We start from the raw sequence: 15,551 nt of genomic DNA, 5'->3' as shown, positions 1-15,551 counted from the left end.
CCCGTTTCCCCTCCAAGGAGAAGGAGCTTCCATGTCTCCCGTGTCGGCCTTCAAGCTGATCCTCTTGTCGATCGCCGCGATCGTCGTGCTCGAACTGCTCGCCAAGCGCCTGAGGCTGCCGCCCGCCGCGGCGCTGCTGGTCGGCGGCGCCGGCATCGCCTTCGTGCCGGGCCTGCCGCCCATCAACCTCGATCCCGACCTGGTGCTGATCGTGTTCCTGCCGCCGCTGCTGGTGGACGGCGCCTATTTCTCGGTCTGGGAGGAGTTCAAGCGCAACCTCGGCGGCATCATGATGCTGGCGATCGGCGCGGTGGTGTTCACCACCCTGGCGGTCGGCCTGGCCGTGCACTGGGCGGTGCCCTCGCTGCCCTGGGCGGCCTGCTTCACGCTCGGCGCGATCGTCTCGCCGCCCGACGCGGTGGCCGCCAAGGCGGTGCTCGAACGGGTCGCGCTGCCGCGCCGGCTGATGGTGCTGCTCGAAGGCGAGAGCCTGCTCAACGACGCGGCCGGCCTGGTGCTGTACCGCTTCGCGGCGGCCGCCGCGCTGACCGGCGTGTTCAGCTTCCAGGGCGCGGTGCTGCGCTTCGCCGAGCTGGGGCTGGGCGGCGTGGCGGTCGGCTTCATCGTCGGCTGGGCGCTGATCCGCTTCATCAAGCTGCTCACCGACGACTACCTGATCACGATCTCGGCGGTGCTGGGCGGCTGGGTCAGCTATATCGCCGGCGAGACCCTGGAAGTGTCGGGCGTGATCTCGACGGTGACCATGGGCATGATGCTGGGCTGGCACCAGCACGAGATCTTCAGCGCGATGGTGCGGGTGCGCTCCACCGCCTTCTGGAAGATCATGGTGTTCCTGCTCGAGGCCCTGGTGTTCGTGCTGATCGGGTTGTCGCTGCGCGGCGTGCTGGTGCGCCTGGGCGGCTTCGGCGAGGTGTTCGCGAGCATGACGCCGATGCTGCTGGCGGTGCTGGCGGCCGTGATCGGCTCGCGTTTCCTGTGGATCTTCGCGGTCGAGTTCCTGAAGCTGCCGCGCCGCTGGTTCGGCCGCGCCGGCCTGCATGCGGACTGGCGCGCCGCCACCGTGATGAGCTGGGCCGGCATGCGCGGCGTGGTCACGCTGGCGATCGCGCTGTCCCTGCCCGAGGCGATGCCCGGCCGCGACATGATCCTGGTGGCCGCCTTCGCGGTGATCCTGGTCACGGTGCTGCTGCAGGGCACCACCATCGGCCCGCTGATCCGGCTGGTGTCGCCGCACGACGGCCATGTGCCGAACTCGCGGCATCTCACCGAGCCGCGTGCCTGGGCACGCATGAGCCGCGCCCAGCTGGCCGCGATCCAGCCGCTGGTGCGCGACGCCGAGGGCAAGGTGATCCATCCGCGCCTGCTCGAGCAGTACAGCTACCGGATGTCGATCGCCGAGCGCTTCGAGCACGAGCCGGCCTTCCCGACCGAGGACGTCCACGCCCATTACGACGTGGTGCTGGCCGCGGTGGCGGCCGGGCGCGCCGAGATGCTGCGCATGCATCGCGCCGGCGAGATCCACGACGAGGTGCTGCACCAGCTCGAGCGCGAGCTGGACCAGCAGGAAGTGACGGCGCGCCTGGCGATGGAATGAGACGCTTGTCACGCCTGCCCATGAAGCCATCGACACCGGCGCATCGATACGGAGCGCGATCATGAAGCGAAGCATGGCGAGGCCTCGCCTCGGCCCGAGGTCCCTGTTGCCCGCCGTGCTCTTGCTCGGCCTGGCCGCCGGCGCGGCGCAGGCGAGGATCGAGCAGGACGTGCGCTGCTTCCGGAGCAGCGAGGGCGCCGCGCCGATCCGCTTCGAGTTCCGCATGTTCTACGACAGCGACACGAATTGGTCGGGCGGCTACGTGCGCTACAAGGGATCGAAGACGGTGATCCCGATCGTGCTGAAGTCCGAGCACGGCACCGAGCTTGCTCCGGGCCGCCCCGACGAATTCGATCGCACCTGGGTGGAGGTGATCGACGGCCGGCTCGGCGGCGAGTACCGGATGCTCAGCCAGGGCGCGATCGTCGAGTCGATGAGCTACACGAAACCCTCGCCGCGGCGCAGCTTGGGCTTCGTCGACGATCCCGGGAGCTTCACCTCGGACAGCACCGCCTGCCAGTGGTGATGCCCGCTTTCTCCTGACGAATTCCTTTCGTTTCCGCTGGCACTGCACGGCGCCCGCCGTCGCTGCAGCGTCCGGCGCGATCTCCTACAATCAAACCCGTCGTCCGCCGTGGACGCTGGCGCCGAAGTCCGGCACCGGCCGCGCGCGGCATGCCTTTCAATCTGGTCCATCTGCAGGTAACGAGCCGCCCGGGTCGTAGGCCGACCCGGGCGTTTGCCACACCGCCCGCGCCGTAGGCCGGTCGGGCGGTATCCACCGAGAGTCCCCATGAAAGCATCCGATCTGTTCGTCAAGGCGCTGGAAGCCGAAGGCGTCGAATACGTGTTCGGCATCCCCGGCGAGGAAAACCTAGACCTGCTCGAATCGATCCGCCACTCGCGGATCAAGCTGGTGCTCACGCGCCACGAGCAGGCCGCCGGTTTCATGGCCGCCACCTACGGGCGGCTGACCGGCAAGGCGGGCGTGTGCCTGTCCACGCTCGGCCCCGGCGCCACCAACTTCGTCACGGCCGCCGCCTACGCGCAGCTCGGCGGCATGCCGATGCTGATGATCACCGGCCAGAAGCCGATCAAGACCAGCAAGCAGGGCCACTTCCAGATCGTCGACGTGGTCGACATGATGCAGCCGCTCACCAAGCTGACGCGCCAGATCGTCTCGATCGGGCATATCCCCTCGGCGGTGCGCGAGGCGTTCCGGCGCGCCGAGGACGAGCGCCCCGGTGCCGCCCACCTCGAGCTGCCCGAGGACATCGCGCACGAGGAGGGCGACGGCAAGCCGATCCCGGCCAGCTACAGCCGCCGCCCGGTGGCCGAGGAGAAGGCCGTGGCGCGCGCGGTGGAGGCGATTCACCAGGCGCGCCATCCGCTGCTGATGATCGGCGCGGGCGGCAACCGCAAGACCAGCGCGCGCATGCTGCGCGAGTTCGTCGACGCCACCGGCATCCCGTTCTTCACCACCCAGATGGGCAAGGGCGTGATCGACGAGACGCATCCGCTGTGGCTCGGCAACGCCACGCTCTCGGACGGCGACTTCGTGCACCGCGCGATCGACCATGCCGACTGCATCATCAACGTCGGCCACGACGTGATCGAGAAGCCGCCGTTCTTCATGCGCAGCAACGACAAGACCGTGATCCACGTGAACTTCCTGGGCGCCCAGGTCGATCCGGTCTACTTCCCGCAGATCGAGGTGGTGGGCGACATCGCCAACGCGGTCTGGCAGATGAAGGAGGCGCTGGCGCCCAAGCAGAGCTGGGACTTCTCGCGCTTCATGCTGATCAAGGAGCGCTTCGACGAGCATCTGAAGAAGGGCGAGGACGATCCGCGCTTCCCGCTGCACCCGGTGCGCGTGGTGCACGACCTGTCGCGCGCGCTGCCGGAGGACGGCATCGCCTGTCTCGACAACGGCATGTACAAGATCTGGTTCGCGCGCTACTGGCGCGCCCACGAGCCGAACTCGCTGCTGCTCGACAACGCGCTGGCCTCGATGGGCGCGGGCCTGCCCTCGGCGATCGCCACCAAGATCGTGCATCCGCAGAAGAAGGTGGTGGCGATCTGCGGCGACGGCGGCTTCATGATGAATTCGCAGGAACTCGAAACCGCCGTGCGCCTGAAGCTCGACCTGGTGGTGGTGGTGCTGCGCGACGATGCCTTCGGCATGATCCGCTGGAAGCAGGAGAACATGAACTTCCCCGACTACGCGATGACGCTCGACAACCCCGACTTCGTCGCCTATGCGAAGAGCTATGGCGCGCAGGGCCATCGCGCCGAATCGGCCGACGCGCTCGGGCCGCTGCTCGAACACTGCTTCGCCACGCCGGGCGTGCACCTGGTCGACGTGCCGATCGATTACTCGGACAACGAACGGATCCTGAACCGCGAGATCCCGCGCCTGTCCGCGCAGCTCTGAGTGTTTCCCCCTCGCGGCGCCGTGCCTCGCGCGCGGCGCCGCCGATTCCCGCATCCCCCGACCGGAGGCAAGCCATGCTGAAGGAAAGCTACCCGTACTACCTCGCCAACCAGGCCGTGCAGGCCAACACCGATCTCGAAGTCACCGACAAGTACAGCGGCAAGGTCGCCACGCGCGTCGCGCTGGCCGACGCGAAGGCGATCGACGCGGCCATCGCGGCCGCCGTCGAGGCCGAGAAGCCGTTCGCCGCCTGGCCGTCGTTCCGCCGCCAGGCCGTGCTCGATCACTGCGTGACGCGCTTTCGCGAGCGCTTCGACGAGCTGGCCGACGCGCTGTGCATCGAGGCCGGCAAGCCGATCAACGATTCGAAGGGCGAGGTCACGCGCCTGATCGACACCTTCCGGGTGGCCGCCGAGGAATCGGTGCGCATCGGCGGCGAGCTGGTCGACCTGGAGATCTCCAAGCGCGCCCAGGGTTATTCGGGTTACGTGAAGCGCGTGCCGATCGGCGCCTGCTCGTTCATCTCGCCGTTCAACTTCCCGCTGAACCTGGCCGCCCACAAGGTGGCGCCGGCCATCGCGGCGGGCTGCCCGTTCGTGCTCAAGCCGGCCAGCCGCACGCCGATCGGCGCGCTGATCATCGGCGAGGTGCTGGCCGAGACCGACCTGCCCAAGGGCGCCTTCTCGATCCTGCCCGCGCATCGCGACGGCGCCGACCTGTTCACCACCGACGCGCGCTTCAAGCTGCTCTCCTTCACCGGCTCGCCGGCGGTGGGCTGGGACCTCAAGCAGAAGGCCGGCAAGAAGAAGGTGGTGCTCGAACTGGGCGGCAACGCGGCCGCGATCGTCGACGCCGACCAGCGCGAGCGGCTCGACTACGTGGTCGAGCGGCTGGTGTTCGGCGCCTTCTATCAATCGGGGCAGAGCTGCATCGGGGTGCAGCGGATCCTGGTGCACGCAAGCCTTTACGAGGCGCTGCGCGAGAAGCTGATCGCCAAGACCCGCGCGCTGAAGATGGGAGACCCGAAGGATCCGCAAACCTTCGTCGGGCCGATGATCTCCGAATCGGAATCGCGCCGCCTGGCCGGCTGGATGGAGGCGGCGGTGCAGGCCGGCGCGAAGATCGTGGCCGGCGGCAAGGTGGACGGCGCGATGTTCGAGGCCACCCTGCTGGAGAAGGTCGGCCGCGATCAGGATCTCTATCGCAAGGAAGCCTTCGGGCCGGTCGCGCTGCTCGAATCCTTCGAGCGCTTCGAGGATGCGCTGGCGCGCGTCAACGACAGCGACTTCGGCCTGCAGGCCGGCGTGTTCACCGATTCGCTGTCGCATGCGCATCGCGCCTGGGACGCGCTCGAGGTGGGCGGGGTGGTGATCAACGACGTGCCCTCGTTCCGCGTCGACAACATGCCCTATGGCGGCGTCAAGGATTCGGGGCTCGGTCGCGAGGGCATCCGCTACGCGATCGAGGACATGACCGAGCCGCGCCTGATGGTGGTCCGCCAACCCGGCTGAACGCCTTGCCGAGGCGGCTCGCTGCGAATCCGGCCGCGTCGTGGCGCAAGCCCGGCGCGGCCGGTTTTTTTCGCCCGCGGCGGTTGCCCCGGCGGCTTGCTCAGGATGTCGTCCGCGATTGCGTCGCAAATGAGCATGGCGCATGCCCAGTGCGTCGGATTCCCCAGCGTGAAATATAAAAATCGTTTAGAATCATTAGGTTATATTTCTCTAAAAGAAGCAATGCCGCTGAAAACCGGGCATTCACAACCGGAAGTGCGCCAGAGAGGGCGCAGGCGGAGCCGCCCCCGCATGGACCCAGCCGCTGTCCATCCCTGGCGGCGGGCGACGGCACACGCGACGACTCCATGAACGGAACAACCAATACGGACTACGCGCCGGATTCGCATGAATCCGGCATTTCGGTGCTGCTTGTCGACGACCAGGCGTTCGTCGGCGAGGTGGTGCGTCGTCTGCTCGCCGCCGAATCCGATATCGCGCTGCATGTCTGCGCCGACGCGCACGCCGCGCTGGAGATGGCGCGCGAGGTGCGCCCGAGCGTGATCCTGCAGGATCTGGTGATGCCGGACATCGACGGGCTCGAGATGGTGCGCGCCTGGCGCGCGGAGGCCTTCACGGCCTTGGTGCCGATCATCGTACTCTCGGTCAACGACGATCCGCTGGCCAAACGCGAAGCCTTCGTCGCCGGTGCGAACGATTACCTGGTCAAGCTGCCGGACCCGATCGAGATGATCGCGCGGATCCGCTATCACTCGAATTCCTATCGCACGCTGCGTCAGCGCGACGAGGTGCTCGACTTCCTCTCGCACGACATGCGCGCGCCGCAGAGCTCGATCCTCTCGCTGCTCGACACCTACCGCGCCACCCACGGCGAGATGCCCCTGCTGCTGGAGCGCATCGAACTGCACGCGCGTCGCGCGCTGGCGCTGGCCGACGGCTTCATCCAGCTGACCCGCGCGCAATCAGAGAAGCAGCCGACCGAGCTGGTCAGCCTCAACGAGGTGCTGCTCGACGCGGCCGACCAGCTCTGGGAGAAGGCGGGCAACATGGGTAGCCGGATCAGCGTGGGGGTGCCCGAGCTGGAGTGCCTCTGCATCGGCGACCGGATGATGCTCACGCGCGCGGTCGCCAACCTGATCGACAACGCGCTCAAGTACGGGCCGGCCGGCGCCGAGGTGCGCTGCCTGATCGCCGACGACGGCGAGGACTGGCTGGTCGGCGTCGAGGACGAAGGGCAGGGCATCGCGCCCGAGCTGCGCGCCAGCGCCACCGAATCCTTCGTGCGCCTGACCCACGGGCCCGGCACCCAGCGCGGCGGCTTCGGGCTCGGCCTGGCCTTCGTGCGGGCCGCCGCCGGCAAGCATCGCGGCGAGATCCTGATGCGCTACACCGCGCGCGGCTTCATGACCGGTCTCGCGCTGCCCAAGGCCTCGCCGCGCGCCTGAGCGGACGCGCCCGCGCCCGGCGCGAGCGGTTCCCGGCCGCCTCTCCCGTGCCGTTTTCTTCCGCCTCGAACCTGCCGCGCATCCTTCCGTCCCTGTTTCGGGGGACCGCCGCCGGCGCGAGCCGCGCGCCGCCGCTGCGCGCCCGCCACGCCGGGCCCGCCCGGGCTGTCTAGGCGGCCGTAAAGACAGTACACTCGTGCTGGCTCGCGCCCCGCCGGGCGCCATGCCGTCCGTGCCGCGACGGCTCCCGAACGCATCCGCTGACTACCCACATCGAAAACATGGCCAACGTGTCGCCTCGCGCAAGCATCGAGCATCCCTCCAAGTCCGCCGGCGCGCGGATCACGCTCGGCAACCGGATCCTGCTCAGCTTCGGCGCGCTGTTCGTGCTGATGCTGGTGATGGCCGGCTTCTCCTACACCAAGCTGCGCCTGATCGACGAGGAAACCAACAGCATCCAGCGCGATTCGCTGCCTGGCGTGTACCTGGCCACCTCGCTGCGCGCCTCGGCCAACGAGTCCTACACGGCGATGCAGCGCGCCATCTTCGTGGATGCCGACGCGGCTGCCTCGGCCGCCGAACTCGACAAGATCCCCGGCATGCTGGATGCGTTCGAGAAGCTGTCGGCCACCTACCAGAAATCGACCTTCCGCGAGGACGATCGCCAGCGTTTCGCGACCTTCCGCGGCGTCTACGAGCGTTACCTGCCGCTGCTGGCCGATGCCGTGCAGAAGGCACGCAGCGGCTCGCATGCCGACGCGGTGAGCGCCTACGCGCGCTGCACGCCGGTGTGGGAGGACGTGATCCGCAATGCCAACATCCTGGTTACCGAGAATCGCAGCTTCGCCGATCAGTCGGCGCAGTCGATCCGCGAATCGGTGTCGAGCACGCAGATCACGCTGGCCACGGTGGTGGCCGTCGAACTGGTGGCCGCGCTGGTGATGGGCTGGCTGCTGTACCGCGCGGTGATGCGGCCAATGGCGGAACTGGTCGGCGTGCACGACGTGATGCGCACCGGCGACCTGACCCAGCGCCTGCAGCTCGGCCGGCGCGACGAGTTCGGCACGCTCGAGACCGGCTTCAACCGCATGGCCGACGAGATCACCTCGCTGGTCGCGCAGGCCCAGCAGTCCTCGCTGCAGGTCACCACCTCGGTGGCCGAGATTGCCGCCACCTCGCGCGAGCAGCAGGCCACCGCCAACGAAACGGCCGCCACCACCACCGAGATCGGCGCCACCTCGCGCGAGATCTTCGCCACCTCGCGCGACCTGCTGCACACCATGAACGAGGTGTCGAACGTGGCCGAGCAGTCGGCCACGCTGGCCGGCATGAGCCGCAACGGCCTGACCCAGATGGGCGAGACCATGCGCAGCGTGATGGACGCGGCCGGCTCGGTCAACGCCAAGCTGGCGATCCTCAACGAGAAGGCGCTCAACATCAACCAGGTGGTGGCCACCATCACCAAGGTCGCCGACCAGACCAACCTGCTGTCGCTGAACGCGGCGATCGAGGCCGAGAAGGCGGGCGAATACGGCCGCGGCTTCGCCGTGGTGGCCACCGAGATCCGCCGCCTGGCCGACCAGACCGCGGTGGCGACCTACGATATCGAGCAGACCGTCAAGGAGATCCAGTCGGCCGTGTCGGCCGGCGTGATGGGCATGGACAAGTTCTCCGAGGAAGTGCGGCGCGGCATGCTCGACGTGCAGCAGGTCGGCTCGCAGCTCTCGCAGATCATCACCGAGGTGCAGACCCTCGCGCCGCGCTTCCAGCTCGTCAACGAGGGCATGCAGACCCAGGCCAGCGGCGCCGAGCAGATCACCCAGGCGCTCTCGCAACTGTCCGAGGCGGCCCAGCAGACGGCCGAATCGCTGCGCCAGTCCTCGCAGGCGATCGACGACCTGACCCTGGTCGCCAACGGGCTGCGCACCAGCGTCTCGCGCTTCAAGGTCGAGGCGTGAGCGCCCCGACCCGCCCCACCATGCTGTTCCTGCTGTTCGAACTCGAGGGCGCGCGGTATGCGCTCGATGCCGCCGACATCGCCGAGGTGCTGCCGCTGGCCGCCGCCAAGCCGATCCCGGGCGCGCCCGCCTGGGTGGCCGGGATCTTGATCCATCGCGGCGTGCCGGTGCCGGTGATCGACGTGTCGCGGCTCGCGCTGGGTCGCGCCGCCGCGCCGATGCGCTCCACGCGCCTGGTGATCGTGCGCCTGCGCCTGCCGCTGGACGGCGATGCCGAGCCGGCCGAGGCCGAGGGCGAGCGCCTGCTGGGGCTGATCGTCGAGCATGCCACGCAGACCGCGCGGCTCGACCCGGCGGCGTTCAGCGACGGCGGCATCGATACGCCGCACGCGCGCTGGCTCGGGCCGGTCGCGCACGACGCGCATGGCGTGCTGCAGTGGGTGACGGTGCGTCATCTGCTGGGCGAGGAGGCGCGCGCGCTGCTGTATGCCGCCGCGGCGCGCGAGGCCGCGGATGCGGGCGACGGCCAGGGCGCCGTCGACAGCCTCGACGCCTGGGCCGGAGAACGCCGATGACGCGTGCCAACCTGATGCGCATCCACGACTGGCTTGCGCGCGAGACCGGCATCGATTCCGATTCGCTCGGCGCCGATTTCGTGGCGCGCGTGCTGGCCGAGCGGATCGCCGCGATGCTGGCCGGCGAGGCCGCCGCCGCGTCGTCGGCGGTGATGCAGCGCGCGCGGCAATTGAACGATGAGGATATCGATGCCCATTGGCGCCTGCTGCTGGCCTCGGCCGACGAGCAGCGCGCCTTGATCGAGCAGTGCGTGGTGCCCGAGACCTGGTTCTTCCGCGAACGCGAGGCCTTCGTCGCGCTGGCCGCGCGCGCGCTCGAAAGGCTGCGCGCCGAACCTTCGCTGCCGCTGCGCGTGCTGAGCGCGCCATGCTCGACCGGCGAGGAGCCCTATTCGGCGGCGATGGCCCTGGTCGACGCCGGCATCGATCCGGCGCGCCTGCAGATCGACGCGCTCGACATCAGCGCACGCGCGATCGCGCAGGCGCAGCGCGCCGAGTATGGCCGCAATTCGTTTCGCGGCCACGCGCTCGAGTTTCGCGCCCGCTATTTCACGCCGACCGCCGACGGCTGGCGGCTCGATGCGCGGATCCGCGACTGCGTGCGTTTCCGCCGCGCCAACCTGCTCGAACTGGGCGGCCCCGGCCAGGCGGCCGACGAGGGGCGCTACGACTTCATCTTCTGCCGCAACGTGCTGATCTATTTCGACCGCCAGGCCCAGGAGCGCGCGCTGCGCGCGCTCGACGCGCGCCTCGCCGAGGACGGCCTGCTGTTCGTCGGGCCGGCCGAGACCGGCGTGGTGATGCGCCAGGCGATGAGCTCGGCGAAGATTCCGCTGGCCTTCGCGTTCCGCCGCACGCGCGAAGCCGAGGCGCCGGCCGCGTGGCCGCGTGCCGCGGTCGCGATGCCCGTTGTTGCTGCCGCCGCCGGTTCGGGGACGGGGCGCCGTCACGCCGTCGAGCCGGGCCCGGGCCTGCCGCCGGTCGGCGTGCGCGCGACCTTGACCGCGCCGGCCGAATCGGCCGCGCACGAATGGTTCGCCGATATCGCCTGGCCCTTGCCGACGGCCGAGCCGGGCAGGGCCGCCCGGGCCGGCGGCCCGGGTGCCGAGGCGCCGACGGCGAGCGTCGACGGCGGCGAGGGCGCGACGCCCTGGCGCCGCGGTCGGATCGCGCCGGGCGGCGCGGGCCTTTCCTCGCCGGCCCAGTCCGCGCCGCGCGGTGCCACCGCCACCGCCACCGTGACGACGTTGCCGGGCCGCACCGGACCCGCCGGCGCGAAGGCCGCTTCCGTCGTGCCCGCCGCGCCCGCCGCTGGCGGCACGATCCCCGCCGTCACTGGCGCCGAGGCGCTCGAGACGGCTCGCGCCCGCGCCGATGCCGGCGACTTCGCGGCCGCCGAGCGCGCCGTGCTCGAGGCGATGAGCGCGGCGGGCCCGAGCGCCGAGGCCTACTACCTGCTCGGCCTGATCGCCGACGCGCAGGGGCTGCCGGTGGCCGCCGAGCACTACCGCAAGGCGCTCTACCTGGCGCCCACCCACCGCGAGGCGCTGACTCACCTGGCGACGCTGCTCGACATCGCCGGCGACCACGACGGCGCGCGCTGGCTGAAGGAGCGCGCGCGCCGCGCCGAGGCCCAGGCCGGCGGCAAGGACACGGGAGGACGCGATCATGCGCGACGTCGCTGACGGCGTGGTCGACATCGACGCGATCGACGATTGCTGGAACCGCATCGGCGTGCGCGGCGACCAGTCCTGCGAGCGGCTGGCCGAGGTGCAGCGCTGCCTCAACTGCCCGGTGTTCGCGCGCCACGCGGCGCACCTGCTGGACCGGCCGCTGTCGGGCGAGGATCTCGCGCAGGCCGCGCGGCGGGTGGCCGCCTCGCCCGCCGCCGCGACGCCCGGCGAGCACGGCGAGCACGGCGAGGGCCAGTCGGTGCTGGCGTTTCGCGTGGCCGACGAATGGCTCGCGCTGTCCACCTCGACGGTCCGGCAGATCGTCGACGACCGGCCGATCCATTCGCTGCCCGACCGGCGCAGCCGCGCCGTGCTGGGCGTGGTCAACGTGCGCGGCACGCTGCGCATCGCGGTCTCGCTGGCCCGCCTGCTCGATCTCGACGCCGCCGCCGGGCGTGCCGCCGAGGGCGCGCGCGCGGCCTTCACGCGCATGCTGGTGGTGGCCCATCGCGGCGAGCCGGTGGTGTTCCCGGTCGACGAGGTGGAGGGCGTGCTGCGCTTCGCCGCCGCCGATCGCGTGCCGCCGCCGGCCACCGTCGCGCGCGCCGGCGTGACGCATACGCGCTGCGTGTTCGGCTGGCGCGAGCGCGTGGTCGGCCTGCTCGACGAGGACCGGCTGTTCGATTCGCTGTTGCGGAGCCTCAGATGAGCCATGACGACGACCTGAGCCGGCAGTCGCTGCTCGACCTGTTCCGCGAGGAAACCCAGACCCAGACCGAGGCGCTGTCGCGGCACCTGCTCGCGCTGGAGCAAGGCGCCCAGGATGCCGCCGCGTTCGAGGCCTGCATGCGCGCCGCGCATTCGCTCAAGGGCGCCGCGCGCATCGTCGGCGTGCCGCAGGGCGTCGAGATCGCGGGGCGCATGGAGGAATGCTTCGTCGCCGCGCAGCGCGGCGAGCAGGTGCTGGGCGCCAGCCATATCGATGCACTGCTGACCGGCGTGGACCTGCTGGTGCGCGTCGGCGACCCGGGCACGGCCGCTTCGGTGACGCCGATCGAGATCGACGCCTTCGCGGTCGCGCTGGCGAATGCCGGCGAGGGCGGTGAGGCGGGTCGCGCCGCCGTGTCGGCGCCGGCCGCGCCGCTCTCGCTCGACGAGCTGGCCGCGCAGTTGCGATTGTCCGAGCCGCTGCCCGACGAGGCGCTCGCCAAGCACGACGTCCGGCTGCCGCTGGAGCCGTCGCTCGCGCCGCTGCCGCGCGGGCTCGACGAGGCGGCCATGCCGTTCGAATCGACCGTGCCGCCCGAGCTGGCCGCGCAACTGCGGCTCGACGAACCCGCCGCGGCGCCGCCCCTGGCGGCCGATGCTGGCGTGGCCGGCGGATCGGCGGGCGGATCGGCCGGCGCCGCGCGCGGCGACGCCGCGAATCCCGCCGGAGCCGTTGCGCCCGCAAGCATCGAGCCGGCCGCGCGCGACAGCCACGACAGCGCCGGCGACGCCGGCCAGATGCGCCGCGTGCGCGCCGACAGCCTGAACCGGCTGCTGAGCCTGTCGGGCGAATCGCTGGTCGAATCGCGCTGGCTCAAGCCCTTCGCCGATTCGATGCTGCGCATCCGGCGCACGCAGCGCGACGCGGCGCGCGCGCTCGACACGCTCTACGAAAGCCTGGCCGACGATCTCGACCCCGGGCGCGAGGCCGCGCTCAACGAGGTGCGGCAGATGATGAACGACCTGCAGCGCGCGTTCACGGCCCGCATCGACGAACTCGACCGCTTCGAGCGGCGCAGCAGCCATATCGCCGAGCAGCTCTACGACGAGGCGTTGCAATGCCGGATGCGGCCGTTCGGCGACGCCACCCGCGCCTATCCGCGCGTGGTGCGCGACCTGGCGCGTTCGCTGGGCAAGCGGGTGCGTTTCTCGATCGTCGGCGAATCCACCCAGGTCGATCGCGACCTGCTCGACATGCTCGACGCGCCGCTCGGCCACCTGCTGCGCAACGCGCTCGACCACGGCGTCGAGGCCCCCGAGCTGCGCGTGGCTCGCGGCAAGCCGCCCGAGGCGAGCATCACACTGGAGGCGCGCCACAGCGCCGGCTCGCTCCTGATCAGCGTGGCCGACGACGGGCCCGGCGCCGACCTGTCGGCGGTGCGCGCGGCGATCGTGCGGCAGCGCCTGACCGATGCCGGGACGGCCGCTCGCCTGACCGATGCCGAGGTGCTGGAATTCCTGCTGCTGCCGGGGTTCTCGATGCGCGAGCAGGTCACCGACGTGTCGGGCCGCGGCGTCGGGCTCGATGCCGTGCACGAGATGGTCAAGCGCGTGCGCGGCGCGGTGCGGATCTTCAACGAGCCGGGGCAGGGCATGCGCTTCGTGCTGCAACTGCCGCTCACGCTGTCGGTGATCCGCAGCCTGCTGGTCGAGGTCGGCGGCGAGCCCTATGCGTTCCCGCTGGTGCACGTGCGGCGCGCGCTCGAGATCGATCGCGCCGGCATCGACGTGCTCGAGGGGCAGCAGCACTTCTCGCTCGACGAGCGCCGCGTCGGGCTGGTCACCGCGCACCAGTTGTTCGATGCCGGCGAGCCCGACGGCGCGGGGCCCGGCACGTCGGTGGTGGTGATCGGCGCCGAGCCGGAAACCTACGGCGTGGCGGTCGACCGCTTCCTCGGCGAGCGCATGCTGGTGGTGCAGCCGCTCGACGCGCGCCTGCAGAAGATTCGCAACATCGCCGCCGGCGCCCTGCTCGAGAACGGCGATCCGGTGCTGATCGTCGACGTCGAGGACCTGGTGCGCTCGATCGACAAGCTGATCCGCGGCGGCCAGCTCACCAAGATCCGTCGCGACGCGGGCGGCGCGCTCGCGCAGCGCCGCAAGCAGGTGCTGGTGGTCGACGATTCGTTGACGGTGCGCGAGCTCGAGCGCAAGCTGCTGGAGAAGCGCGGCTACGCGGTGACCATCGCGGTGGACGGCATGGACGGCTGGAACGCGATCCGCGGCGAGCGCTTCGACCTGGTGGTGACCGACATCGACATGCCGCGCATGGACGGCATCGAGCTGGTCACGCTGATCAAGGGCGATCCGCTGCTCAAGGCGGTGCCGGTGATGATCGTCTCGTACAAGGATCGCGACGAGGATCGGCGGCGCGGCCTGGAAGCCGGCGCCGACTACTACCTGGCCAAGGGCAGCTTCCACGACGAGGCCCTGCTCGACGCCGTCCACGACCTGATCGGGGAGGCCAGCGCATGAACATCGGCATCGTCAACGACCTGCCGCTCGCGGTGGCCGCGCTGCGCCGGGCGGTGTCGCACCGGCCCGAGCACCGTGTGCTGTGGGTGGCCGCCGACGGCGAGCAGGCGGTCGATTTCTGCGTCGCCAACCCGCCCGACCTGGTGCTGATGGACCTGATCATGCCGCGCGTCGACGGCGTCGAGGCGACCCGCCAGATCATGGCCCGCTCGCCCTGCGCGATCCTGATCGTGACCGCCAGCGTGGATGCCAACAAGGCCACCATCTACGAGGCGATGGGCGCCGGCGCGCTCGACGCGGTGGATACGCCGACCCTCGCGCAGGGCATGCTGGCCGATGCCTCGCAGCCGCTGCTGGCCAAGATCGACCAGATCGGCCGGCTGCTGGCCACGCGCGGGCCGGTGCCGGCGCAGCCGGCGGCGGCGCCCGCCACGGGGCTGCCACCGCTGGTGGCGATCGGCGCCTCGGCGGGCGGGCCCACCGCGCTGGCCGCCCTGCTCAAGCCCTTGCCCGAGGATTTCCCGGCCGCCATCGTGATCGTCCAGCATGTCGACGCGGCCTTCGCGATCGGCATGGCCGAATGGCTCGACGGCTTCACGCGCTTGCCGGTGCGCGTGGCCAAACAGGGCGGGGCGCCTCAGCGCGGCGAGGTGCTGCTGGCCGCCACCAACGATCACCTCCATCTCACCGCGCGCGGCCAGCTCGGTTACACGCGCCATCCCGAGGAAACGCCGTATCGGCCCTCGGTCGACGTGTTCTTCCACAGCGTGGTCGAGCATTGGCGCGGCGACGCGCTCGGCGTGCTGCTGACCGGCATGGGTCGCGACGGCGCGCTCGGCCTGAAGGCGATGCGCGCCAAGGGCTTCTACACGATCGCCCAGGACGCGGCCACCAGCGCCGTGTATGGCATGCCCAAGGCGGCCGCCGCGATCGACGCGGCCTCGGCGATCCTGCCGCTCGACCAGATCGCCGAGCGCGTCACCCTGCAGTTGCAGCGCTTCGCGCGCTCGCGCTGAACGCCGCTTGCGGGAGGCGGCCGGGCCGCTTGCCCGGCTTGCGCGCGACGCTCGCGCGGTGTCTGCGTGGTGCCTGCATGG

The 15,551-nt window shown here is 70.7% G+C and carries 11 protein-coding genes; all 11 read left to right on the top strand.

Annotated features, from left to right (window positions below):
• Nucleotides 1-31 precede the first annotated feature (31 nt).
• The gene (locus tag BM43_RS10000; RefSeq protein WP_036055687.1) at nucleotides 32-1,615 is read left to right on the top strand and encodes a Na+/H+ antiporter; all 1,584 of its coding nucleotides are present in this window, start codon (nucleotides 32-34) and stop codon (nucleotides 1,613-1,615) included.
• Between the two features lie 106 nt (nucleotides 1,616-1,721).
• Nucleotides 1,722-2,141, top strand: a complete 420-nt coding sequence (locus tag BM43_RS09995; RefSeq protein WP_052409284.1) for a hypothetical protein — start codon at nucleotides 1,722-1,724, stop codon at nucleotides 2,139-2,141.
• Nucleotides 2,142-2,408: 267 nt separating this feature from the next.
• The gene (locus BM43_RS09990) at nucleotides 2,409-4,049 is read left to right on the top strand and encodes an acetolactate synthase large subunit (protein ID WP_036055688.1); all 1,641 of its coding nucleotides are present in this window, start codon (nucleotides 2,409-2,411) and stop codon (nucleotides 4,047-4,049) included.
• Nucleotides 4,050-4,123: 74 nt separating this feature from the next.
• Nucleotides 4,124-5,560: an aldehyde dehydrogenase family protein gene (locus BM43_RS09985; protein WP_036055689.1), complete on the top strand. Its 1,437-nt coding sequence runs from the start codon at nucleotides 4,124-4,126 to the stop codon at nucleotides 5,558-5,560.
• Nucleotides 5,561-5,907: 347 nt separating this feature from the next.
• On the top strand, nucleotides 5,908-7,005 hold the full coding sequence (locus BM43_RS09980; RefSeq protein WP_013690981.1) for a hybrid sensor histidine kinase/response regulator: 1,098 nt from the start codon (nucleotides 5,908-5,910) through the stop codon (nucleotides 7,003-7,005).
• A gap of 281 nt (nucleotides 7,006-7,286) precedes the next feature.
• Nucleotides 7,287-8,963 carry a methyl-accepting chemotaxis protein gene (locus tag BM43_RS09975; RefSeq protein ID WP_036055690.1) on the top strand — a complete coding sequence of 559 codons (1,677 nt, stop codon included), beginning with the start codon at nucleotides 7,287-7,289 and terminating at the stop codon, nucleotides 8,961-8,963.
• Between the two features lie 20 nt (nucleotides 8,964-8,983).
• The gene (locus BM43_RS09970; RefSeq protein ID WP_036055691.1) at nucleotides 8,984-9,538 is read left to right on the top strand and encodes a chemotaxis protein CheW; all 555 of its coding nucleotides are present in this window, start codon (nucleotides 8,984-8,986) and stop codon (nucleotides 9,536-9,538) included.
• Nucleotides 9,535-11,223, top strand: coding sequence for a CheR family methyltransferase (locus BM43_RS09965; protein ID WP_036055692.1), 1,689 nt, complete (start codon nucleotides 9,535-9,537; stop codon nucleotides 11,221-11,223). Before BM43_RS09970 ends, BM43_RS09965 begins: the two co-directional genes overlap by 4 nt.
• The gene (locus BM43_RS09960; RefSeq protein WP_370448942.1) at nucleotides 11,204-11,920 is read left to right on the top strand and encodes a chemotaxis protein CheW; all 717 of its coding nucleotides are present in this window, start codon (nucleotides 11,204-11,206) and stop codon (nucleotides 11,918-11,920) included. Before BM43_RS09965 ends, BM43_RS09960 begins: the two co-directional genes overlap by 20 nt.
• Nucleotides 11,917-14,454, top strand: a complete 2,538-nt coding sequence (locus tag BM43_RS09955) for a hybrid sensor histidine kinase/response regulator (RefSeq protein WP_036055693.1) — start codon at nucleotides 11,917-11,919, stop codon at nucleotides 14,452-14,454. Before BM43_RS09960 ends, BM43_RS09955 begins: the two co-directional genes overlap by 4 nt.
• Nucleotides 14,451-15,470, top strand: a complete 1,020-nt coding sequence (cheB, locus tag BM43_RS09950) for a chemotaxis response regulator protein-glutamate methylesterase (protein ID WP_036055694.1) — start codon at nucleotides 14,451-14,453, stop codon at nucleotides 15,468-15,470. Before BM43_RS09955 ends, cheB begins: the two co-directional genes overlap by 4 nt.
• Nucleotides 15,471-15,551 lie beyond the last annotated feature (81 nt).

Source organism: Burkholderia gladioli (assembly GCF_000959725.1).
Lineage (GTDB): Bacteria > Pseudomonadota > Gammaproteobacteria > Burkholderiales > Burkholderiaceae > Burkholderia > Burkholderia gladioli.
The sequence above is the reverse complement of the archived record's forward strand: the minus strand, read 5'-3'. Positions and strand labels throughout refer to the sequence as shown.

Bases quoted from the DNA above. Each gene is read 5' to 3' on its own strand.
- BM43_RS10000 (WP_036055687.1), top strand. From the start codon at position 32: ATGTCTCCCGTGTCGGCCTTCAAGCTGATCCTCTTGTCGATCGCCGCG.
- BM43_RS09990 (WP_036055688.1), top strand. From the start codon at position 2,409: ATGAAAGCATCCGATCTGTTCGTCAAGGCGCTGGAAGCCGAAGGCGTC.
- BM43_RS09985 (WP_036055689.1), top strand. From the start codon at position 4,124: ATGCTGAAGGAAAGCTACCCGTACTACCTCGCCAACCAGGCCGTGCAG.
- BM43_RS09980 (WP_013690981.1), top strand. From the start codon at position 5,908: ATGAACGGAACAACCAATACGGACTACGCGCCGGATTCGCATGAATCC.
- BM43_RS09975 (WP_036055690.1), top strand. From the start codon at position 7,287: ATGGCCAACGTGTCGCCTCGCGCAAGCATCGAGCATCCCTCCAAGTCC.
- BM43_RS09970 (WP_036055691.1), top strand. From the start codon at position 8,984: ATGCTGTTCCTGCTGTTCGAACTCGAGGGCGCGCGGTATGCGCTCGAT.
- BM43_RS09965 (WP_036055692.1), top strand. From the start codon at position 9,535: ATGACGCGTGCCAACCTGATGCGCATCCACGACTGGCTTGCGCGCGAG.
- BM43_RS09955 (WP_036055693.1), top strand. From the start codon at position 11,917: ATGAGCCATGACGACGACCTGAGCCGGCAGTCGCTGCTCGACCTGTTC.
- cheB (WP_036055694.1), top strand. From the start codon at position 14,451: ATGAACATCGGCATCGTCAACGACCTGCCGCTCGCGGTGGCCGCGCTG.